The organism is Spirulina sp. 06S082 (genome assembly GCF_034932145.1).
Lineage (GTDB): Bacteria > Cyanobacteriota > Cyanobacteriia > Cyanobacteriales > Spirulinaceae > CCY15215.
In genome coordinates this window covers 1-25,517 of the sequence record NZ_JAYGHV010000398.1, presented here as the reverse complement: position 1 = coordinate 25,517, position 25,517 = coordinate 1, and the positions used below count along the sequence as shown (strand labels likewise).

The window sequence follows — 25,517 nt, the reverse complement described above, 5'->3', positions numbered from 1 at the left end:
AAACCGGTGATACTAGCAGAAGCCTTACAATATTATTTTTCTGGAGCAAATGAAGATCCAATTTATAATATGGCTGTTGTATTGGATACAGGTGGTTATCAATTATCACAACCTCCTATTAAGCTCGCTCAATCGCTAGCAAATGTTTACAAAAGTACAAATGGCCAATGGGACAAGCATATTGGTTGGTCATTAGAAGAAATTCCACCTCGTGCAATTAAAAAAATCGATATTTTAGCAACTGCTCTTGATTCCTTAATAGCTATTCCTGACTCTTTTGATTTCTTTCGAGGTTGGGCTCTTCAGCAGCTTGCACCTTTATTACATGAATATGGTTTGCTAGACGAAGCTATTATTATTGCTGTAGGTAGTTTGTCCAATCAATTCCAAACTCGCACTGAAACAATTGAAGTGCTTACTCATTTACAAAATAAATCAGATGATCTACTTGAAAATTTATATCCAGAAAATACTTTGTTTCAAGCAATTCAGACAATTGACGATCCATATCTTCGATTTCGTGGATACTTAAGATTAAGACAGTATTTTCCATTTTTAAATATCTTAATATCAGTCGAATCAGATGAATTATCTGGGATGCGCCTCAACTTTTGGGAAACCTTTGCTTCGCCATTAGATTTCAAACCTGAAATTGACGATTTGATTGCTAGTGCTCGAGAAGTAGCATTGATTATTGAAGATTCTAGCCAACAAGAATGGGCTTTTGAGCAACTTGCACAAATCGATCCCTTGACTTCAAAGTTTCAATGGCTTCAACAAGCAATTCGAGTAGCAGGTAAAATTTCTGATTCTGAGAATCGTGCAAGAGCTTATACTCGACTAGCAAACAGCTTTCCTCTTAAAGAAGGATTAAACTTATTTCTAACTGCTTTAAATGATATAGAGAAAATATCTGATGAGAGAAAGAAAGTAGAGACTCTTGTGCTTGTGCGTAAATTCTTGAATCGATATCCCCAAGCAGCTTCTCGCTTTCAGAAAATTGTTGATTCTCTAGATTCTTGGAATCAAGCCAAGAGCTTTAGATTAACTGCACCTTTAGTCCAATGGTATGCAACTAAGTTAGGAGAAATAAATACAACAGCATCTTGGGCTTGGGAAAGATTAAAAAATAGCCCCAAAACAATTGCTAACATAGATTTAGCTGAGGAAAATTTTTTCACAAAGCGACAAAATATTTTGACAGTCTTACAAGAAAATGAAGATTCTGATACTGTGCGAAAGATACTTGCCTCTGTGGGAAAGCTTCATCTAGTTAACCAAGCATTTTATAAGCGTATTGAGTCTGCATCTATACTTGTCGAAGAGAAGCCATATCTCCTAGAAATTTTGATTGATTGGTTAGAGCAAAAGTTGCAAGAAGGGCTCTTTAAATCTTGGGACGACTTAAATTATCTTATGATAGGAGATATTCTGGGTGTTGTGGCAGCTTGTGCAGAACGTTTGCCGAATACTTTTTATAAGAAAGCTACCAATTCTTCTACACTTAAAGTAAGACTCTCAGAAGCAGTTCAATACCATAACACTTTTCCCGGTAGGCAATCCGCTTTGATTTTACTCAGTTATTTTTATGACGTAACTGAAGAAACTATTTTTGCCTTGAAAGCTGGCTTACAAGATGTTGTTGCAGTACAGGATGTAGTAATTCAAACTGTAGACCGCTATCGTGAAATCGATCTAGATTTATTGAGAGAATTATTTGAAGATTTATTAAATCCAAGTCCTGCTATTGGATTTGTAACGGCAAGGATGTTAGTATCTGTCGCGAGAAATATGTATACTCCACCTAGCTTACGAGAAGAAATTATTGAAGCGTTTGTGGAAGCTATTGATGACGATCGCTCAAAACAAGATGTTTATCTTTTTCTTAATAAAGCGGGATCATTTACAAATTGTGATTATCAAATTGAATACAAAGGGCAATTGGATGTGATATTTTATGAAATCGTGACTCAGCTCAGTGGTATCACAAATTTGGGTAAACGCTCCAAACAAGTTAGTAAGGATGATTCGATATGAAGAGATTTACTATCCCATGTGATTTTGGTGGACAAAAAGCCCCCTTTCACGCTTACATTGGCAATCCTGTGCCAGGCAGTCATCCTCTGAAATACCAAGCTGCTTGGTTGAAAGAAGAGCGAGGAGGCACAATTCCCTCTGACGTTATGGATAGTTTCCAAAAGTTATATAAAATTGCACAAGAGAATAATGTTTCATTTGAAGACTTGTGTGTATATGCACTCAGCAAAGAGAATAAACAAAAAAATGAGAATGACGAAAAAAAAGCTAAATCTTGAATTACATTAGCTTTTGAACGACGATCTGATTCGATTTTTAGAGCTCGCATAGCTCAAACACCATCTTTCTTCGTTAACCTTATCAATTCTGAGAGAGATAGCAGGTTGCATCTTTACAGCAATTTGTCGTCCTTTAAGCAAAGGAAACCCGATAGAATTGCGATCGCGTCATCGTGAGTTCCCGGTATGAGTGGGTTTCAGGTGTGTTGGCACTCCGTGACAGCTTTTTTAGCATTAGCCCAGATTCTCGTAGCTCATTTTCAGTTACCCGTCAATTCCTCCTCACTCACCCAAGAATTGTCCGAGGAGATGGCGATAGCTGTCCCAATTTTGTTGCCATTGAGCGATCGCCTGCTGCAATTGTTCGAGTTTTTCACCGTTGCTTTCTCCTTCGAGAGGGTTGGGAAAGTTACCGGAGAATAGTACAGCCATCTGTGGGTCTTCTTCGTCTCGCTGCAATTTCACTTCGCTGAGGGTGAGGTTGAATTTGCGGTTTTCTAGAGTGTAGGTGAGGTTAAGATTGGCTTTCATGGGTTCGCTGCCGGCATTCTGCCACGGGGCGGGGGCAAAGAGGGCTTTGATGTAGTTGCGGGCAGCATCGTCTCCTGCATCGGGGAAGGTGAGGAAGCTGCGAGGGTTGATGGCTGCGGCGCGATAGTCGAGTTGGGGCAGGGCGTTGATGTATTTTTGGGCGAGGTCGGGGATTTTCGGATCGGTGGGAGGGTTTTTGCCGCTTAAGGATTCGAGAAAGGTCATGGTGCCGGCTTGGGTGATGAGGTTAATGCCGTTGGTGAAGGCGACTTGTGCCATTTGAGGGGTGAGGCGAGGTTGGCGGGCGAGTTCCCAATCTTGAGGGACGATGCCGCTTCCTTTGAGGAAGGTAGGGGTGAGGAGAATGGGGTTGGAGTCGGGGGCGGCAATGGCGATCGCGAGTTCTTGGATGGCGAGGGTTGGACTCATGGGAGAAGTTGGGGGAATTCTATATCGATACGAGGGGTATTATTTCACAAAATGGGTTTTAGGGATGAAGGCGATCGCTTTGCTTCAACTGTTCTTCTTTTGGAGATTGGATTTTACGACCCATGAGGGAAAGTTGGCTTTATTGATTTTGTTGAAGAGATCGAACAACGCGATCGCGCATTAGAAATAGCAGATCGTCAGCAACAACGAGCGACTTTAGCTGAAAACCAACGCGATCCAGAACAACAAGAAAAAAATCCGAACTCCAACAGTTGAAAGTCAAACTGCAAAAATTAGACATCGATCTTGATTCTTTATCCTGATTTTGAGAAAGGCGATCGCTTCTTCGACATCAAATATAAAGGTACTGCTGATGAATTGTATAATTTGAATGTTGCTGTGAGTTCTCAAAACCATGAAAGCTAAAGAATTATTAGAGCGCTATGAAGCAGGAGAAAGAGACTTTTCTGGGGTGGATTTGAGTAAAGAGAATCTCAGTGGTGCAGTCTGGACTGGGGATGGATTTGGGGATGAAAATGATTATCCAGTTGGGGGAGCAATTTTGAGGGGAATTAATTTAAGTCACGCCAATCTGACTCAAGTTCGTTTAGATGGTGTTGATTTACGGGAAGCAAATTTACAAGGAGCCAATCTGGAAACAGCGTTAATGACTTTTGCTGACTTGAGTGATGCCAATCTCTCGGAGGCTGTCTTATTTCGGACTTCTTTAAGTCGTGCAATCCTCAAAAGAACCAATCTCAAAAAAGCAAGTTTGAGACAAGCGACGATTATTCGTGCGAACTTCTGCGATGCTAATTTGGAAGAAGCGAATTTATTCGAGACTAATGCAGAATATACAAATTTCTGCCGTGCCAATCTCAAGAATTCTAAATTAGATATCTGTGAGTTATATTGTGCGGATTTGAGCGGTGCTGATATGCGGGGAATCAGTTTGTATTTTAGTCGTTTGGATCGTGCTGTGGCGATCGCAGCCAATATGACTCGAGCCAATTTGTCTCGGACTCGATTGAGAGAAGCGAATTTGACGGATGCTAATCTAACAGACAGCCAAGGGGCTGAGTTGGATGATGCGATTCTTTATGAGACGATCGTGCCGGATGGGACAATGATGAGTAACGAGCGAGGAAAGACGGAAATTAATCGAATTGTAGAATCTAGAGAAGATTTTATTAAGCGGGTTGAGAAAATAGACTTGATAAGTTCAGAAGATTTTCGTCAAAGATATGAGGCTGGAGAACGGAATTTTTCTGGCTGTCGTCCACGTATACGAAATAGCAGATTTTTACTGGATATCGATCTCAGTCGTACCAATTGTATAGGGACGGATTTAACGGATTGTATTATCACCAATGCCAATTTAGAGAAGATAAATTTGCAAAGAGCTAAATTTTTTAATTGTAAATTGATAAATTCAAATCTAAGAGGTGCTAATCTGAGAGATGCGAAACTTGACTCTGCTAGTTTAATAAATGTGGATTTAACAGATGCAGATTTAACAGGTGCAGATTTAAGCTATACGAGATTCATTGGCGCGAATTTAACGAATGTTAATTTAACAGATATTTATATGGGGTCTGAATTTGGATACACGAATTATGAAGCAAGATTTGCTCATACAATTATGCCAGATGGAAGTATGAGGAATGATGATTTAGCGATTGGTGCAGAGGAATTTTTAAGACGTTATGCTGAAGGAGAAAGAGATTTTTCTGGAATTATTCTTCACTATGCCGATCTCAGAGACGTTGAACTCAGAAAGATTAATTTCAGAAAAGCATATTTTAACTATGTAGATTTAGGTAGTGCAAATTTAATTGATTCTTATTTCGGTAGTGCCAAGTTTATTCATTGTAATCTGAAAAAAACTAAGTTTGAACATATTGACGGAAATATCGGTCGCTATTATGATTATGGCTGTGATTTCAGTTTTGCTTATTTTATTTATGTAGATATGAGGCAATCACACGCAGTGGGTACAGTAACATCAACAAGTTTTATTGAATGTAATTTTGAGGAAGCCAACTGGGATTGTTCGGCGGAAGATATTGTAATTTATCACAACGTAATCTTAGAAAATGGAGAATTTTTTTCTAGGATGTAGATTTTGATAATAAGGAGCTTTGAAAAACAATTAAAGGGTTTATTAAGTTCTATTTAACTGTTGGGTTAAATTGTTTACAAGATTATCATCAAGCTCTGAGAGAAAATCAAATTCAAAATCTTCATAATACCAGTGAGCATTAAGAATATTTTGGAGTTCTGCTACTGTCAGTTGCCAAGTACTCGGTTTTCTCCAGTCTTGAGGTGTCATGATATTACCGCGAGTTGACAAATTAAGAAATGCTTTAAATGGATGTTCCACACCATCTTGTGGCCATGGGTCGTTTTCATTGGCCTCATGGGGTTCTGGTATATTAGGTGTGAGATAGGCGTATGTTTTTGTAGTTTCCGTTGTAATGTCTGCATCGACTGAATTTGTAATTACGGCAACTTTCCACGTCCATTCAGGAACATGAATGTTATTATCTTGGAAGTTCTGAAGGTCTGTAGTCCCTCTCGGCATTCTGGGAGCACGAGATTTTTCACGATTACTCCAATCATTACCAAATGCTCCAGCAATAATATACAAATTATTTTTGCTTCCATCATTATTAATATTGTAAGCATTATTGTAATGATTAGATTCAATTGTCTGCCAAGCAGAGTGCCAAATGGGAGCTTTAAACCTGTTATTATCTATTGCTTGGGGGATTAAGTGTAACTATTCAGGTGCTGGGGTTGACAATATCAATTTTCTGTGTATTTGTCAATACAAAGCGATCGCTTAGAGGTAGTTTGGTATTTTTAGATACAATCTTTGCTTTTTTGCCATTGAAATGCACGAAATCGGTTTTAATGCAACCCCAAGACCTGAATGCTTACGATTAAGTTTGTGCCAATATAAGTTTCTAGGGCATCCTTGGGGGTTCTGTTTCTTTGGAGATCGGGAATTAAATGTCCTCGATCCATTCCAGGTAAGGGATTATCAAATATGGTGCCATCAACTTGAGGCCATGTATCGAGCAAAAAGTCGGTTGAAAGAAAAGGATCTGCAATAAACTGCGATCCCGATCTTTCTCGACCATAAGATTTATTGACCCAAGATCGATTGAGTTCCCAACTAACCCAATTGGGATTTTTTGTTTCTGTGTTATAAGAAACTACATAACCGGGTCTTTCAATGAGCAAATTTGGATTGGTTTCTCGCACTGTATCCCAGCGAGCATTAGTTGGATTGCCAAGGTCGAGATGTTTGCTTTTAAAGGTAACGTTATCTATGAAGACTGGAGTTTTATTGCCGTCTGCCGTATTTAATTTAAACTCTAAAGTTGCCGATTTTCCTAATATCGATATTAAATTTTCGGGTTGTTCAAATTGAAAGGGAATCTGGAAAGTTTCAAATCCTGCTTGACCAAATCCAATTTTGTCTCGATTACCCATAATGATATCAGCAACAATATCTACATCCTGGGTATCGCGTTCATCTCTTAGTCCTCGTGCCGGATTGGCTAAATCGATAGTTCTCGGTATTTCTATATATCTTGATGGATCGTTCTTAGCTTTGTCTGGAAAAGCGTCTACAGTTAAAGTGACTTCTAACTGTCCGGTTCTGGGAACATTTTCTTTGAAAGGGGCAAAAACTTCAAATTGTAAATTCCCCCAATCAGGAATCACAAAACTATTATGTGTTGCTGTCGAGCCATCGCCTTGTAAAACTAAAACTTGATTGCTATTCTGTTTGATGTTGTTAAATTCCTCAAAAGTCCCAGCGATCGCACCACTCCCCTTGCTTGAATTGATGATATTTTCTATCTTTGTAACGCTAAAATCATCATTAGGAACAGGAGAATTAGGAGGAGGAGGATTAGAAGAATTCGCCTCAACAATATCAGGGGGTTGGGGATTATCAGAAGAAGCCACCCCACCATTATGAAAAGACCAACCGGGAACGGGAGCATCAGGATCGTCACTCAACCCCACATCAAAACTACCATTAAACACCGTCGATATCGGATAATCTCCCCGTACCACATCCTCATGAGTATTATCAAAACTCACCTCCGTGCGCTGCGGCTCCGCCAACAAAGGTCGCTCGCCACCCCCTTGAACCGAATAGAACCAACCCGTCCCGATCCCTTCCGAAGAACCCCCTGCATTGTACCAATACATCTCATCCGGTATTGCTCCCGCTAATAAATCCTCCACCGACTCCTCTCCCAACTGATCGTACACCCGACCCGCTTCTAAAGCCTTTTTCCCCGGTAAATCCCAGTATTCGTGAGACACCTCCTCCAAATCCAAATCCATCGTCCCGGCATACCAATCCAATATCCTTAAATGAGGTCGTCCTACCCCTAATAAATCTCCCTCAAACCCCGGTAAGCCATTGAAAGACATATTCATATCTGCCTCTTCAATCTCTCGACCATTGGGAGTCAATCCTCGTCCTACTGTTTGATAATAATTGTCCGCAAAGGTCACATTCTCCCACACCCGAACTTCCGGTTCGTAGAAATCTCGATAATCCAAAAGCGGCAACCGCAAACTCTCCTGACGGAAATCGTGGGGATCGAGGGTGGTCATCTGCAAATCTCGCTCTCCCGATTCTTGCTTTCCTCCTGCTTCTGGGAAATCTGTTCCCAAACGTTGAATGATCTCGCTATTCACCACTGTCCCCCGACTGTGACCGATGAAGTGCAAGGGGGAATCGAAAATGGCTCCATGTTTGCGAATCAAATCTCCTTCTTCATCGTATAGGTGCGTTACTTCTCCATTTTCTCGCTCTCCCACATCGCCTCCCAATAATTGGTCGAGACTCACTAAAGACGCATAGAACGCATCTGCCGCCGCTTCCGAGAAGCCTGTATCCGCTACTTTTGATTCTCCTCCTGTTGCCCATTCCGGTAAAATCACCAAGGGTTTATCTTGGTTGATAAAGTTCTGAGTCATGTATGTCTGCAAATCTTGTAAATAGTTTTCATCGCTGGGTTTGAGTTTGCGAGTTCCACCATTGTCGGCAATGGAGACAAAATCTCCTTCTGGGGTCATGGGTACCCAATACCCTGTCTCTTTGTGATAGCGCAGGATTAATCCGCGTTCGTCTTCTCCTTTGCCACTGGTCTCGGCTATGGCTTTGGCCATCTTCCGGAAACTGTCGCTAATGCCGGTGTCGTCGTAGAGGAAGGAAAATCCGTGAGTGAGAACGGTGACGCTGCTAAAGGGAGATTCCCAGCCTACAGGGGTCGATACACGAGTATTGAAATCTCCCGTAAAGGTTTCTACTTCTCCTCGCTCGTTCACCGCCCGAATGCCCCAATAATACTCTTGTCCGTTGGTCAATGCGGCTTCTTGGGGTAGGGTCAAATGACTGTCGCTTCTGGTCGTCACTTAGGTCGGGTAAGAAGGATGGATCGCTTAAATCTGAAAGTTGTTCCCAGGGGAAGAGTCCTTCTCCTTCTGGGAAGGTGCTAACGAAGACATCCAGACTTTGCAGGTTTTGCCCTGCTCTGATTTGTTGGTGCCAGAGGCGAGCGTTGTTGTTGAAACTGATGAATTGTATACTTTGAATATTGTTGTGGATTTACAAAACAATGGATGCACGAGAATTCTTAGAACGCTATGCCGCCGGAGAAAGAGATTTTACGGAGATAGATTTGAGGGAAGCGGATCTGCAAAATGCAGATTTAAGAGGAGTTCAATTGAGGGAAGCTAATCTGAGCAGAGCAAATCTAGAAAATGTCAATTTAGCTGAGTGCGATCTAAGGAAAGCGCAGTTAAAAGGAACAGTTTTAACGAAAGCGAACCTAGAAAATGCGAATTTATCGGAAACACAATTGCAAGGAACGATATTGGAAGAAGCAGATTTGAGAGGAGTCAATTTTCAGAGAGCCAATTTAGGAGAAACAAATTTTCGGAAAGCCAATTTAGAAGGAGCAACTTTCCGAGAAGCAAACTTTAATTCGGATAGTTTCTCCTTTACTAATTTCGAGCGTGCTAATATGAAAAGATCTGATTTTAGTTTGTGCAACATAGAATTAACTTCTTTTATTAGAGCAAAGTTAAATAATATAGATTTTAGTAATTCTTATTTAAAAGATGTCGTTTTTGACGATAGAAATGTTTACTTATGTGGAATTGCCCTGTTTCCAAATGTTTCGACAAATATCAATCTGAACCAAGCTACTTTGTATGAGGTAAGATGGGTGTGTACTTACTTAGAGAATATAAACTTAAATCAAGCAAAATTAAGTAAGGTTAAATTTTTAGGTAATACAATAACTAATCTAAATCTTAGTCAAGCTAGCTTGAGTCAAGTTGAATTTAATAATAGCCTGATAACAAATATAGACTTAAATCAAGCAAAATTAACTGAAGTAAGTTTTGATAAAGCTGAATTGACCAATATGAATTTGAAACAAGCTAAACTTACCGATGTTATTCTGAGTTCAAACCATTTTGAATATGCAAAACTAAAAGATGTTTTGAAGATGCCAGATGGGAGTATTAGAAGTAAAATCCATCGAATGGAAGGCAGTGAACTATTAAATCAAATTGTTTTAGGGGAAAGCAATTTTAACTGCTTGGATTTGAGTGGAGTCGATCTCAGTGGTATTGATTTGAGTTATGTCAATTTGAAGTACTCAGATTTAAGCGGTGCAAATTTGAGTATGACTAAGCTCGACTATGCCGATCTAACAGAATCAAGTCTAGTGAAAGCCAACTTAAGTCAAGCAAGTTTGAGGAATACTTCTTTATGCGATGCCGATCTAAGCGAAGCTAATCTAACAAAAGTGAGGCTTGGAGGGTGGACAAGATTGTATGGTGCTAATTTGACTAGAGCTAATCTTAGAGAAGCTATTGGGTTAGAAGGAACTCTTTGTAATCGAGCTATTTTGCGCGATACAATGATGCCAGATGGAAGTCTACGTACTGGTTATCTAGAATCTGTAGATGATGGCTAAAGTTGTGTTGGTGTAGGAGTATCATAGAAAGTATAAGATTGAGGAGTTCCATTATCGAGCATATACTGAGGAAGCTGATGAATCCCTTGCTCGAGCGTATTTTGAGAATTTGTGGGAAGTTTTGAAAATATATCCCATTTATCCTTAAATGATTGGAAATGCTGATCTGTATTACTTTTCAATAAATACTCTAATTGATCTACGCTAATTCGCCAAGTGTTAGGGGAGCGCCACTGCTCGATACTTGTTATTTTCTCAAACTGACCTTTTAAATTTAACCACTCACTAACTGTTTTTCCTGCGAACTTCATATTTTCATCTTCAAATGGATGCTGAATACCCTCGCTCCAGTTAGTAGATTTAGGTGGTTCAGGAGTATTGGGTGTTAGAAAAGTATAGATTTTTGCATTTTGCGCGTTAACATCCTCAATTAGCATACTCGGAGAATCTACAGCAAGCATTGTTTTCCAAGTAAATCGAGGAATATATAGCTCTCGGTTTTTGGTAGAGCTAGGATTATTAGGATGTTTAAATTTCAATTCATTTGGCTTGGTAGAACCGTCAATAGGGAGCATATTGCTGATATTTTCTTCTTTTCGCCTGTTACTTAGACCTCCTGCGACAACATATAGTTCCTTACCTCGTTGAGCAAGGTCTCTGCCCATATTTTCAATATTATTCCATGCTGATGCTTGCGTTGGATTCTTATTAGAACCAGTAATAAAACGATTATTATCGACAGACTGTGGAACAATGTTCGTCCCCAAAAAAGTTAGAAACATATCTTTTAGGTTTCTACTTCGATCTCCACTAGCAGTAAGATGTCCTTGATCGTAACCTTTACCTTCATAGTTTTCAGTGCTAACCTCAGTCCATCCGGGACGAATTGTACCATCAGAGAGTGTTTCTTGAGGCAGTGTCTTATCGACAACAAAATGTATGCCAGAGGGACGTGTGGTATCTCCAAGCCAAGTTTCGTTAAGTTCCCAACTCACCCAGTTGGGAATTCCTGTTTCTGCATTGTATGAAACTACATACTGAGGTTTTTCTAGGAGAAGATTTTGGCGAATTTTATTTTCTGCTTCTTTGTAAGGTTTCTCTGTATATTTTGCCTTAGTGGGATTACCAAGTTTGAGATTTTTGCTTTGAATTGCAACATTGTCGAGGAGGAGTGGGGTAGGTTGTTTGCCTCCAGCCGCCTGCGTTTCAAAGATAAAAGAAACTACATTTCCTTTATATTTATCTGCTAAAGGAAGATGGAATGTTTCAAACCCATGATTGCCATTATCTCCACTATTAATTCCATATCCTAACCGATAAAGATCATTTTTTCGCTCCGTGGCATTTGTACTATTATTTCGTGCTGGACTCAATTGAATTTTGCCTAATTCTTCTGTAACTGTTTTGGGTGGAGTGATAACTCCGCCTTTAAAGCTTGCTTTCGTTGTATATTCAATAGATACTTTTAGCTCTCCAGCAGGTTGCTTTTCTTCGGAAAAAAGATCGAATCGTAAAACCCCTTCGTTATATTTTTTAGAATTGGTTTTTACTGGCCCGGTATCTGATTGTAAGAATAAAGCCTTGTCTTGTTTCTCAAAGTCTTTTTCCGAGATATCCAATCCTAATTTTTTTCGGTAGTTTTCGAGTGGCTCGTATGTATTCATTCCTAGCAAGACATTTTGTCTTAACGATTCAAATTCAAAATTTTCTTCTTGAATATCATCGGGATTACTAGAAGCAGACTGAACTCCATTAGGAGGCGGAGGTGTAGCAGCATCAAACCCACTCCGAGCATGAAAAGACCAACCAGGAACCGGAGCATCAGGATCGTCACTCAACCCCACATCAAAATTGCCATTAAAGATTGCCGGAATGGGATCGTCACCCCGTACCACACCCTCATGAGTATTATCAAAACTCACCTCCGTGCGTTGCGGCTCCGCCAACAAAGGACGATCGCCACTCCCCTGAACCGAATAGAACCAACCCGTGCCAATTCCTTCCGAAGAACCCCCTGCATTGTACCAATACATCTCATCCGGTATTGCTCCCGCTAATAAATCCTCCACCGACTCCTCTCCCAACTGGTCATATACCCGACCCGCTTCTAGAGGCCTTTGACCCGGTAAATCCCAGTATTCGTGAGACACCTCCTCCAAATCCAAATCCATCGTCCCGGCATACCAATCCAATATCCTTAAATGAGGTCGTCCTACCCCTAATAAATCTCCCTCAAACCCCGGCAAGCCATTGAAAGACATATTCACATCTGCCTCTTCAATCTCCCGACCATTGGGAGTCAATCCTCGTCCTACCGTCTGATAATAATTGTCCGCAAAAGTCACATTCTCCCACACCCGCACTTCCGGTTCGTAGAAATCCCGATAATCTAAAAGGGGCAACCGCAAACTCTCCTGACGGAAATCGTGAGGATCGAGGGTGGTCATCTGCAAATCTCGTTCTCCCGATTCTTGCTTGCCTCCTGCTTCTGGGAAATCCGTCCCCAACCGTTGAATGATCTCGCTATTCACCACCGTCCCCCGACTATGACCGATGAAATGCAAGGGGGAATCAAAAATGGCTCCATGCTGGCGAATCAAATCCCCTTCATCGTCATATAAGCGCACCACCTCCCCATTCTCTCGCTCTCCTACATCTCCTCCCAATAACTGGTCGAGACTCACTAAAGACGCATAGAACGCATCCGCCGCCGCTTCCGAGAAACCCGTATCCGCTACCTTTGATTCTCCTCCCGTCGCCCATTCCGGTAGAATCACCAAGGGCTTATCTTGGTTCATAAAGTTCTGGGTAATGTAATTCTGCAAATCTTGTAAGTCGCTATTGGCTGTTGCTCCTTCGGGTAGAGATAGCTCGCTCTGACCATCGTAACCCACCCATGTTTGCGTTTGCGGATGCCAACTCGCTGTCAGGATGCGACCGGGGTTGAAGTCGTCGTAACCTTTCCATCGTTTTGTTAATAATGCTCGCTTCTGGTCTTCACTTAGGTCGGGTAAGAAGGATGGATCGCTTAAATCCGAAAGGTGTTCCCACGGGAAGAGTCCTTCGCCTTCGGGGAAGGTGCTGACGAAGACATCCAGACTTTGCAGGTTTTGCCACCGTTCTCCCATTTCCTCAAATTTCCAAGTTAGGGAGGGATGGGTGCTATCGGTGTTCTCTACTTCTCTACTGAGGACGGGTCGTTTTGCTGCCATGGTGACGCTTATCGGTCCGCTTCCTCCTTGGGAGATGGGGGCTTTGTTTGAGCCTTCGGGGACTCCATAGGTACCATCTTCTAAGCGTTCTAGGTCGGCGGCAATGCTGATGTTGGGGTTGATGTCATCTATCGGACGGCTTTCTAAGAGGTCTTCTGGATAGGCATTGACCGTGGCGATCGCTTCTTCGACATCAAAGACAAAGGTACTTTCTACACCGGGATAAGTAGCATAGAGAAACTTCCCGTCACTGGAGAGAGATAGATCGCTGGCGGCTCCATCGGGGATAGGTCGGGTTGCTCCCACCAGTTTCGGGTTGTCGCTGAGAGCATCTTTGATGATGCCGATATTGCTGCCGGCTCCCGGTGCGTCGATGCTGGGGAATCCTTTTCCTTTCAGCCGTTCGTTGCGTCCGACGACGAAGGCATAATGGGTTTGGGTACCTTCGTGGTAAATCACTTCTGATGCTACGACTTCGTTAACATCGAAGTAGTCGGTGGCATACCCCAATCCCATGGCACTATAGTTTGTTTCCGCAGCGAAGGCGAGGGGGTTGTTGTTGGTTATGCTCACGACTCCATAGCCTTTGAAGTCTTGCTTGCTGGTGGTGAAGGTCATTTTCTCGGCATCGGGAGTGGAGGCGATGCTTTCTAAGCCGATTTCCGTTTCTATTGCTCCGATTTGTTGATGCCACTGACGGGGGTTGTTGTTGAAACTGACGGGACGATCTTCTAAATCTGTATTGAAGACGAGGATTTTGCCTTTCCCGTCTTGACTATTGCGGGGTTCGGGAACAGTGGCAAAGAGCCGCTTGCCGTCGTTGCTAAAAGCAAGGTCGTTTATCCCTTTGAGGGCATCTCCGACGATAATCGTATCGATAACCTGATTGTATTGTCCAGAGGTGGGATTGATATCGAGAATATAGATTGACCCTTTCTCTGCATCGGCGATGTAGGCGTATTGGTCGTGGGGAGGGATGGCGATCGCACCGGGAGTGGCTCCAGGAGGCAAATCGATGACTTCCAATTGCTTGAAGTCGTTGACCCCGATAACCGCCACGCTTCCCGCCGTTTCTAAGGTGACGTAGGCTCGCGACCCATTCCCCGTCACGGCGATCGCTTTAGGATTGCTTTGTTCGCCTTCATTACCCACGGGGATATTGGCCAAGAGTAAGTCTTGACTGCCGCCACTGGCAACAAGGCGATCGGGGTCGAGGGCGTTGATGACGCTGACGGCATCGCTGTGGAATTGGGGAATCAGGGCGTATTCAAAGCTCGTTTCTGTGGGGATGGCAATGGGGTCGGTTGCGGCGGTTGCGTCCAGATTTAAGTAGGGATTGCGAATTGTTCGTTCTAGGGATATCTTCGATTCGCTGAAGGGAACGCCATCAGCAATGGTGGCAATGCGAGCTTTTTTGTTCTCTCCATCCAGTTCGCTTAACCCCGGCAAAATCTCTCCTTCATAGACTTTGCCTCCAAAGTGATAGTTGGTGGAGAGTTCGCTTAACGAACCGTCAAAGTTAGCAATTTCGAGGTAAACCACCCGTCCGTAATTGGGATCGAACTGAAGCTCGACTTTTTCCACGATGGGGGTGGGATCGTCAAAGTCGGGCAAGTCTGGCGTTTCTAGGGTGACGCTGGGAATTTCCCCATCGTCGAGTTGCTGCAAGTTGAGACTGACATCGGCTTCGGTTTTGTAAGGCAGTCCTATCGTGGGAATTGCCAGTAAATCGATCGAGGTTTCGATTTCAGTAGAGTGAGAGGCATCTCCTTCGAGAAGTGCCAGCATCGCTCCTTTGTACAGCTTTAATCCCCGTACGAGCAACGAGTCATCGTCTATGGTATCCTCTCCTAAATTTTTCAGTTTGCCTAGAGCAGTAGGTTGCAACAACGCCGAGGCCAAACCGTGACTGAAGGCGACAAAACCCAGCACCCCGCCAGCAATGACGTAATTGATATCCAATCGGGGTTCGTAGACTTGATACTCGACTTTCGGGACGGCGATCGCGTATTCTCCGGTTTGCTTGACTCCCTGCCAAGGGGGCGATGAGGTGCGGATCGTGCCATCTTCCCCGATTGTTCCGGAATCTTCCAACATCCAGATCGGACTCAATACCCCGTTTTCGTCGGGCAATTCTACCTTCCGCAGGAAGAATACTTCTGTACCGGGGTCGAATTGTCCTTCTGAAGCGGGAATGGCAACTTGAGCAGGGACGGCGAGGGGATCGTCTCCCACATCTAGCGTAAAGCTCCCCGCCAATTCAAATTGCTCCGGTAGGGGCAGAGAAATCTCGTTGTCGGCAATCTGCTCGATATTCACTGTAATCTCTTCTGAGAGAGATTCGGGGGCAATCGTCACTAAAGCACCATCGACAGACCCGATCGCACCGCCATCGCTGCCCACCTGTGCCGGTCCGGTTTCGGGAACGTCCACCCGAATCGGGATGACTTCTTCCGTGCCGCCGTGAATGACCGTTACGGTAGCCAATCCCTCCGCCAGTGCCGTCACGATTCCCTCTTCGCTCACCTGTAAGATATCGGGATTGCTGACAAAATAGCGCGTCGGCGTATCTCCCGAACCCAGTTTTAAGTCCGGAGAATCAGCAATCTCTTCAATGCCCACTAATAAAGGACGTTGAGTTCCTGCCACTAAAGTAACGGCTTCGGGATAGACTTCCAACCCATAAGCCTCGGCTAACAGCGAATCCAACTCTGCCTCGCTTTGGGCTTCAGGAGTCTCTCCCACTCGTATCGCCGTCACCGCCGTAATCCCATCCCGCGTTACTTTTAATACCGTGGTTCCATCTCCATCTCCCATCACCCATCCCGTCTCCGCTAAGTCTGCGATCGCGGGATCTTCAGAAATATAGGTCAAATAAGAATCTGGCAACACGACATCTTCTTGGTCGGCAAAGTCTCCCACAACAACCAATTCCGTCCCTTCTCCATTATCGAGTTGAGGATTGCGATCGACAAAATCGAGATTCAACAGGGGCGCATCGCTGATATGAACCGTTACTGTTAACTGATTGCTGCCTTCTTCATCCCTCGCCAACACATCGAAATACCCGTATTCTGCATCCAGTGAAGTGGGATGGAAATAAGCTGTCTTGCCATCTCCCCCTAATGAGATCGTGCCGTTGAGAGGGTTGCTCAACTCAAATTCAATCGGATCGCCATCGGCATCGGTAATGAAATCCGTCAGGTCGATAGGAATCTGCAAATCCCGATGAGTGAGGAAAAATTCGGGGGGAGCGATAAAGGGCGGACGATTGAGTTCTCCCGTTTCTGTCTGTTGATAGAGTACCTGTCCCGAATCCCCATCGATAACCTTATCCAGTTGATGGGCGGGTTCTCCATCCTTATATACAAATGTGCTGGTCTTTTGTTCCCCATCGATAACGCTGATGAGATCGCCGTCCTCATTGCTATAAACAATAGGCTCTTCTTCAGGCAAGCTCACTCCGGTAATGCGTCCTTGAGGATCCCTCTGGAAGAGGATTTTTTCTCCCGTAGAGCTAAAGACCCCATCTTCTTGGAAGGTAATTTGCTCGCCATTGAGACCCGTTGCCGCAATCAACTCTCCCGTTTTGCCGTTGAGGTTGTAGGCGACTCCATCCGCCGTCGTCAGGGTATAGCGACCGCCAAAGTAACCACTGGCTGGATTGTAAGGCTGACCCGCACCGTGAGAATAATATTCGTTACCAACACGCTGTAAGGGAGTATTATCTTGGACGGTCAGTTGACTGGTGTTGCCGGGGTCGGGAATAAATTGTGGATAGTAGAATCCCACATCATAGCTATTGTCCTCCAAAGCTGAACCGATATAGCCATTAATGAACTTATTCACAGAATGACCCCGAGGACGGAAAGTGAAACTTTCCCGCTTGCCATCGGGTAGGGTCACGTGAACCCGCGTCCCTTGTTGGAAGGGAACGTGAAGTCCCAAGAGTTCCGCTTGAGGATCGGTCGGCAAACTGGTTCGTAAATCCGTATCGACCAAGTTCAAGCGCCAACCATAACCCAAATTCCCTTCTACATGAGACGCAAGGGTATCGTAAGTCCGCACTAAATTAACCGGAACGCCGGAGAAGGGTTGCAATAGATCCGTAAAGGATAAGGCAAAGTTTCCGCGTTTTTCTGTCGTACCAATTTCAATAATTTCTTCGGTAAAGGCGGTTTTGCCGGCTTCATTTCTGGCTCGCAAGCGCAAAACATAACTATCGTTCAAGAACAATTCCGGATCTAACGTTCCCAAAGTTCCGTTCGCATTCGTATCGCCGCGAGCGATTTCGCGGAATTCACCCCCCGATACCGGGGCAATTTCCAAAACGTACTCTCGCAATCCTTCGCTTTCTATCATCCCTTGAATCTCGATCGCGGCATCGATGACCCCCTCGAGGTTGTCTCCCGACAAGCTGACTTTGGGCGCTTCTGCATCGGGATCGACGATTTGAATGCGGAGTTCTTCGCGATCTTCATTCTTTGCCCCGTCAATGGCGATCGCTTCGGCAACAATTTCCCCAGATGCCCCGACGGTAACGGTGGCAATGCCGTTGCCATCAAGGAGGACAGGTTCGCCATCAATCAGCAATTGCAATCCTTCGACTTTAATATCATCCATCGCCACCGCCCGGATGGCGATGGTACTGTTGGGATCGGCTTGATATTCGATATTTTCTCCGTTCTGCACCACGTAGACGTTGCGAATGGGTTGTAAGACCACCTGCGGGGCTTCGCTATCGTTCCCAACGGTGACGGTGTAGGTATATCGAGAGATGGCCTCGGCTTCATCGGCGACGGCTACCGTGATGGTATGGGATTTCCCGATATCTGCGTTCTCGGGAGTCCACTCGATGCGCCCTTTCTCATCGATCGCCATACCATCAGGCTCATCCTCTAACTGATAGGTGAGTTTGCCACCTTCGGGATCCGTTGCCCTGACATCGTAGCGATAAGTAACGTCCGCGATCGCCGTATCGGGAGCATTCTCGATAATATTGGGGGGTTGATTGTCATAAACTCGCAAACTAAAGCCTTGAGCCGCTCCCAATTGCCCATCATCGACTCCGATGACGAGATGGTATTCCCCAATAACAGGATTGTCCCAAGTTAAAATATTGCCATTTAGGTAAATTTCCGGGGGTAAAGAACTCTCGTTGATGAGTTGATAAGCGAGATCGTCTCCGTCGGGATCGTTAGCTTTAATGTCGTAGGTATAAGTCCGTTTTGTATCCGCAGTATAAGCGGAAAGGGGCGGCGGGAGAATTTCCGGAGCATGATTAAGCGTCTCGGCCTCGACTTCAATCGTATAAGCCTGAGCGCTACCCGCTCCCGAGGCATCCAACGCCAAGATTTCTATGTTATAATTGCCGACCGTTTTGGGAGTCCATTGAATTGATCCCGTATTTTCATCAATTGTCATCCCCTCAGGAGCGAGATTGAGGCGATAGGTAATGGCATCCCCATCCGCATCCGTGGCGATCGCTTGATAATGATAGGGCTGTTGAAGACTGCTTTGGGTTAAAGGAACAGAAACAATCGTCGGCGGCGTATTGATCCCATTCACTGCCAAGATAAATTCTTGACCCGAATAGGCTCCATTCGCATCAGTAACGCGAAGGGTGACGGGATGTTCTCCCACCTGTACCTCTGAAGGCTGCCAACTGATTATCCCCGTTTCTGGGTCGATCGCCATGCCCGAAGGGGATTCCTCGAGACTCCAGATTAAATAGTCTCCATCGGGATCGAATCCTTCGGGTTGATATTGGTAGACCTTTTCGAGATTGGTCAGAGTTTCGGGAATGGAGACGATCGCAGGGGGATTATTGACGGCGCGATCGAAGACATCGATCTCCCAAGATTGAATAATGCTCTTTTCGCCATCGCTGACTTTAATCGCAACGGGATGAGTGCCAAATTGAGCGGCAGTGGGAGTCCAAGCAATGCGCCCTTGCTCGTCCATTTCCATCCCCGCCGGGCGGTTTTGGTTGTCTCCCCAAGAATAGGTGAGAATATCGCCATCGGGATCCCTGGCTTCGATCTTATAGAAATAGGTACTTCCCAAGCGAATTCCCGATCGCGGTTGGGATTCCAGAACCGGAGTATTATTTTCCCGAGGCTCGATGGCAGTGGGTTTCAGGGTTTGAGTAGATTCTCCCCCCCGTCCGTCGGATACTTTTATCGTAATTTCTGTCTCGCCGACTTTATTGGGAATCCAACGCAACCATTCTGAGGTCGCATCGGGCTGCCCCGTTGCGGGGTTGATAAATGCGGCGTTATTTCCCGAAACCACGGTATAAGTGAGGTCGTCTCCATCGGCATCTAAGGCTGTGGCCTGATAGTAGAAGGGTTTGCCCACCTGCGGCGCTGCATCTTCAGGAAAAGTGGAAACAAAGACTGGAATCTGATTGGGCGCGATCAATTCCACGGAAATGGTTTGGAACGCCTGTCCCCCGCGACCGTCTTTGGCAATGAGTAAAATATTGTCAAACTTCACGTTTGTTGGCGCAAAGTCGCCGCGACCCGAAGCCTCCAATCGCTGTCGCAGTTGATGCAACTCATCGTAGTATTCTTTAACTTGCGCTTCCGTGGGACTCCAAGTTAGGGTTCCGGTTTCTGGGTCTACCACCATGCCTTCGGGTTCGAGAGCGAGTTCGTAACGAATGACATCGGCATCGGGATCGCTGGCATTGGCTCGATATAGCAGCCGTTCTCCCGCTTTTAGCGCCACGTCGGGAGCGATCGTCGTGAAGGCCGGATCTTGATTGGGCGAGTTCTTATCCTCATCATGGAGGCCAAATAGTTGGGTGACTCCTTCTGCCTCGTCGAGAATGATTTGATAAGCTCCCGAAGCGGGTAGAGTAGACACAAAACCATCGGGAATTATCGTCCGCAAAACGTATTCTTTATTATCATCGGGAATTAAGTTATCGAAGTTGTAGTGATAGCGACTCGCCTCGAAGAGAGAACTGCCTTCATCTTTGCGCGTGACCTGCCAAGGTTCTCCCTCATCAAGAGAGCCATTATTATTTTCATCGAGATAAACAGTCACGCCTTCCATGAGAGGTTCGATCGCGTAGTCTTCGTCCCAACCTCCCATGATTCTGACGAGTTCTTCTACATCCAGCAATTGCGGCGCTTCTGGGTCGATCGCTCGCAGGGTTTCAACGGTAGAATGCGGCCCGATAGCAAAAGCACTGATGTTGACTCCATTCGATTCTAAGTTTGCAACGGCAGCAGCAGCAGCCTCCGGGTCGAAATCCTCGTCATAACCGTCGGACATGAAGATAACGTTAGGATCGCTGGTAGCACTCAATGCCCCCACCAATTCACTAATATCATCCAAGGCTTTATTGAGTTCGGTGCTGCCATAAGGAATATAATCGCCAATGTAGCCATCGAGATATTCCTGAATATCGGGAATGAGGTTATTATCTCGGTCGGCGAGGGGGGTTGTATAGTATTGCAGTCCGGGAGTATCCGCATCCCAGTCGTGAATAACGCTGAGGTTGTTGTGGGGAATCAGGCCGATATTGACACTATCTCCCAAACCTTGAGCGATGAGAGAGTCTACTAGAGCGCGCGTCGCGGCGATTTGCGCGTCGAGGACGGTTTCTACCTCATCGGGTCCTGCAAAGGGAACGACAGTGCTTCCCGATGTATCAAAGGCAACAATGAGGGCAGGATTATCTCCTTGAATGAGTTGGGTATCTCGCAAGCCATTCCCGTTCAAGTCTTCAAAGACCGCTCCGCGAATCGAACCCAACTCGTCGTACAGGTCTACGCTAAAGCTCTGGCGATCGCTCCCTCCCCGTCCGTCGTCTACTTCCACGGTAAAGTCTACGCGCTCTCCCGCAACGACATCATCGGTAGGGAACCAAAGCAATTCCCCGCTATCGCGATCGATAACTGTACCTAATGGAGCCTCAACTAATCGATAGGTTAAAGTATCGGCATCGGCATCGAGGGCAACGACTTGATAGCGATAGATATCTCGGTTGAGGGCAAAACGTTCTTCTGGAATGCTGACAATTCCGGGCGGTGAATTATTCGGATCGGGCCAGAGGCGAATTTGGTAATCTTGTTCGGCTCGCCCTCCCCGACCGTCATCGGTTTCGAGTTTGACGGAGATAAGCCCTTGCGATTCGCGATCGCTGCTGCCTTGCTCTCCCGTACCTGGAGTCACTAAGGTCGTAACATTCTCTGTTTCGTGAGCTAAAAGCTGGAATTCATAGTTAGTGGGGGACGTTGTCCCGTCGAGGACAAGGAAATAATCTCCCGTATGGGGAATTGTTCGGCTCAGGTCGGAGTCTAGCGGTTTCTGACTTTCTATGAGATTGTTACCAGCATCGTAGAGATTCCATTTGGCTGCATGGACTCCAGCGATCGCGTTAAAGAAGAAAGTTTGACCTTCTTCAGCACTAAACTGATAAGCGCGCTTTTCTGCTACGGGCAGCGTACCGCTAACGGGCAGATTAAATTGAACCTCATCGGCTCCCGATAAATCGAGAAGTTGAAAGCGATAAGGGTTGGAGTTGACACTGTTTCCCGTTACCACCAAGTGATACAAACCATCTTCTGTAAGCGTATAGGGGCGATCGCTATCGCTATTGGATTTGTTGGAGAAAACAACATCACCATTGGGTTTGTAGAGAGTGGCTTCAACGTTATCCCCTTCTATCCCGTTAAAGAGCAGGCGCAATCCTTCGACCCCTTCAAAGGAATAAATCTTGCCGACTCGTCCGTTCAGGCTTCCAGACACTTCGCTACCCATTTCGAGATAGTTTGCCCCGCGAACGCTTTCGGGGAATTCAAGTAACTCAAAGGAGTAATTTCCATAAGTCGTGTTATAAAATTCCAGTGTATATTCTCCCGTTTGTTCGAGAATGTCCGCCGTTTTGCCGATGGAACGATTATCGAAAACAGTTGTCGAGCCATCGGGATTAACCAGTCTGGCTCTTGCCCAAGTTTGGGGACTATCAAAGTTCAAGAGGATTTGCGTCCCGGCTTTGGCATTGAATGTATGGGTATTGGGTTGAGCATCCCCAAAAGTACCGCTTCCTGAATGATTGACATCATTGATAAAGGCTTCAGGTTCTCGCAAGGCTGCATTAAAGGCATAATCGACTGGAGAATCGGCTCGGTTCGTGACGGCTAAAGTGTAGAGACCGCCCACCGGAATAACGGCGGAAAAATCTTCGCCTTCCCCTCGGGCGATTTCCTTACCTTCGGGATCGTAAACGAGCCATTGGGTTGCGCCAGCCGAAATTGATTCTACGGTCAAGTCGATCGCTCCGCCCCGTTCTCCTGCAAAGCGATACAAGTTGACTTTGCCATCCGAGTCGAGTTGACCTTGCACGGATGTCTCGAACTCGAGGGCGGGAGCAAGGGCGCGATCGCGGAGGATAAACTCGTAGTCTCCCGTTATTTCTGAGTCCGTTCCTTCGACAACGAGGCGATATTCTCCCGTTTGTTCCAACGTTAAAGGCAAACCATCGGTTAAATCGGCAGCAACCCCACCACTCGGATCGTAAAGCACGACTTGAATATTGTCTCCCAAACCGCTAAAGAAGAGTTTTTGAGCGAGATCGCCGATAAACGTATACGTATCTTTCTCGCCAAAATCTTGAATTTCTCCCGCGATCGCCTCGCCTAACTTTAAGGATATCTTTCCCCATTCGGGGGCGACAATTTCTAAATCGTAGGGGTTGGAATTGACATCATCGGTAGCGGAAACAAAGAGTAAATATTCGCCCGTTTGCGGCAATGCTGCTAAATAATTGTCAGACAATGCTACAGTCTCGTCATTGGGAGCGAGGATCGAATAAGAATAATCTCCATTGAGACGATCGAAGTATAAGGGCTGACCTTTAACACCACTAAAACGATAAACGCGGGTAGAACTGGGTTCTAAATCTCCAGAAACTCGATTGGATTCTTGGGGAACTCTCGGAGCATCGGTTAAGTCGAGCAAGCGGAATTTATAGTCTCCCGTTGCATCCCGAACGCCATCGATCTTCAGGGAATAAGTCCCTTTTTCATCCAAGGTTAAAGGTATGGGAATATTATTGGAAACTGAGTCATTCCCAACCCCATGAGAATTTAAGATAACTTTGCCACTGGGAGCGTAGAGAGTTGCTTGGATGTTATTTGTTCCCGATAACAAACTATCAAACCAAAGTTTCTGACCCGCATCGGCTTCAAAGGTATAAAAATCTTCTTCTCCCGCTTCGGAGAGCGTGCTGCTTGCAATTTCCCCCAATTGATAGGGTTGAGTGACTATTTCCGGAGTCACCAGATCGAGGGCGTAATTTCCCTCATTGGCAGAGACAATTACCGTGTATTCTCCGCTACTAGGTAGTTCTAGAGGGCGATCGATATCTGGAGAAACTGGCAAAGAAGTAGAAAATGTTTTGTTTGCAAATAATTGTCCTTCTGGAGTATATATCTGATAACTATAACTACCACTATTGTGATTGTCTATATACAGCAACTGCCCTTGCGTGCCGCTAAATTGATAAGCATCGGCTTCGCGATCTTCAAAATTGCCGCTGAGGGCGATCGCGTCCGTTGTCGCATCCCAAGATTGGAACGGTGCATCGCGATCGCTCTTCAAATCCAACAAGCGGAATTTATAATCCCCAACTGTATCGTAATAACCATCGACTTCGAGGGTATAGAACCCTTCTTCCTCCAGAATGTAAGGAATATCTGTCGCATGATTGTCTGTATCCGTCCAAATATTTTTATTGCTCCAAACTGCTTCTCCACTGGGAGCAAATAAAGTTGTCCGAACCGTTCCCGTTCCTCCCAATAAGCTATCAAAGCGCAAATTCTGTCCGGGTTGTCCCCAGAATGTATAGAAATCTTCCTCTCCCGGTTCGGCGATCGTGCCGCTTGCCATTTCACCAAGGTTGTAAGCTCGAGTCGTTGGCTCTGGCGTGACTAAATTAACGCGATAGTTGGAATTTGCCCCTCCCGTTCCTTGAAAAACCACCGTATATTCGCCATCGCTGGGCAATTTTGTGGGGCGATCCGTGGCATCGTAGTTTAAGTTCTGGAAAATATCTGTTTACCCTCGGGAGTGTAGAGATAGTATTTATTGGATGAAGCCCCATCGATCGCATCGAAATAAACTAACTGTCCCGCACTGCCTGTAAAGCGATAGGCGTGGGTCTCTTGCTTGGTGTCGCCAAAGTTGCCAACAAATTCTATATTGGTGTCGTTATTCCAAGGTTCGATGGAACGAGATTCGAGATCGAGCAAGCGGAAATCGTATTCTTCGATCGCATCTTGATATCCATCAACAACCAAGCGATATTCTCCCGTTTGAGGAAGAGCGATCGGTTCAGATAAATCGTAACGCGTGTATTGCGAACTGATTGATTGTACGACAACACCATTGGGATCGTAGAGCGCTACATGAAAGATCGAACTGTCATTTTTGAGACTGTCGAACCACAAGCGTTGATTGGCATTGCCTTGAAAAACATAGGTTTTTTGTTGACCTGCTTCTACGAGTTCGTCTTGAATGCGAATGAATTTTTCGTCGTTAGCGGTCGTAAACTCTAAGGTTTCAGCAGGCAATTCGGGCGGTGCGATAATTTGAAACTGGTAATCCGTGTCGGACTGTCCTTCGGCGTTCAAAACCAACAAATATTCTCCATCTCCCGGCAATACCTGCTCGAAATCATAGAAAGTCGTCTCGTTGATTTCCGTACCGCTAGGATCGTACAGAGACCATCTAGTGTAAGGCGTGCCTTCTATTTTGTCAAAATAAAGACGCTCGCCTTTTGTTCCTTGAAATTTATAGTGTTTGGCTTCCCATCTGTTATGAGTAAAGCTATTTGCTACCTGTGGATCGGTTGTTGCATTACCCAGATCGATTGCCGCTGCTGCATCCAATACTTGGAATTCGACCTCTGTAGGAGAGGTAGAGGTAGATTCTAAGCTAAAACGCGGCTAAGTGACATATAATAAGGATAGTAGATTTGGAGAAAAGAGAAA

General features: G+C 45.1%; 9 protein-coding genes. 4 read left to right on the top strand and 5 right to left on the bottom strand.

The features are described from left to right. Positions 1–2,037, top strand: a 2,037-nt coding sequence (locus VB714_RS23870) for a hypothetical protein (protein WP_323227368.1), incomplete at its 5' end; no start/stop codon positions are given. Next, positions 2,034–2,315, top strand: coding sequence for a DUF2610 domain-containing protein (locus VB714_RS23865; protein ID WP_323227367.1), 282 nt, complete (start codon positions 2,034–2,036; stop codon positions 2,313–2,315). The genes VB714_RS23870 and VB714_RS23865, both read left to right, overlap by 4 nt. 282 nt (positions 2,316–2,597) lie before the next feature. Here the strand turns inward: VB714_RS23865 and VB714_RS23860 are convergent, their stop codons facing one another. Continuing rightward, positions 2,598–3,275 carry a hypothetical protein gene (locus VB714_RS23860; protein WP_323227366.1) on the bottom strand — a complete coding sequence of 226 codons (678 nt, stop codon included), beginning with the start codon at positions 3,273–3,275 and terminating at the stop codon, positions 2,598–2,600. A gap of 415 nt (positions 3,276–3,690) precedes the next feature. Between VB714_RS23860 and VB714_RS23855 the strand changes: the two genes are divergently transcribed. Continuing rightward, positions 3,691–5,397 (top strand): pentapeptide repeat-containing protein, encoded by a 1,707-nt coding sequence (locus VB714_RS23855; protein WP_323227365.1) that lies wholly within the window; start codon positions 3,691–3,693, stop codon positions 5,395–5,397. Positions 5,398–5,439: 42 nt separating this feature from the next. On the opposite strand, the gene VB714_RS23850 is transcribed toward VB714_RS23855, so the two are convergent. Then, a complete protein-coding gene (locus VB714_RS23850) occupies positions 5,440–6,036 on the bottom strand; it encodes a DNA/RNA non-specific endonuclease (protein WP_323227369.1) in 597 nt (198 codons plus the stop codon). A 152-nt stretch (positions 6,037–6,188) separates the two neighbouring features. Next, positions 6,189–8,723, bottom strand: a complete 2,535-nt coding sequence (locus tag VB714_RS23845; protein WP_323227363.1) for a DNA/RNA non-specific endonuclease — start codon at positions 8,721–8,723, stop codon at positions 6,189–6,191. Between the two features lie 203 nt (positions 8,724–8,926). Here VB714_RS23845 and VB714_RS23840 point away from each other — a divergent pair, with 203 nt between their 5' ends. Further along, complete coding sequence (locus tag VB714_RS23840) at positions 8,927–10,297, top strand: pentapeptide repeat-containing protein (protein ID WP_323227362.1); 1,371 nt, start codon at positions 8,927–8,929, stop codon at positions 10,295–10,297. Here the strand turns inward: VB714_RS23840 and VB714_RS23835 are convergent. Together VB714_RS23835 and VB714_RS23830 are read right to left on the bottom strand one after the other, a co-directional pair. Further along, a complete protein-coding gene (locus VB714_RS23835; RefSeq protein WP_323227360.1) occupies positions 10,294–24,531 on the bottom strand; it encodes a putative Ig domain-containing protein in 14,238 nt (4,745 codons plus the stop codon). The two genes, VB714_RS23840 and VB714_RS23835, sit on opposite strands and share 4 nt — an antisense overlap. Before the next feature lie 29 nt (positions 24,532–24,560). Next, on the bottom strand, positions 24,561–25,415 hold the full coding sequence (locus tag VB714_RS23830; RefSeq protein WP_323227359.1) for a hypothetical protein: 855 nt from the start codon (positions 25,413–25,415) through the stop codon (positions 24,561–24,563). Positions 25,416–25,517 lie beyond the last annotated feature (102 nt).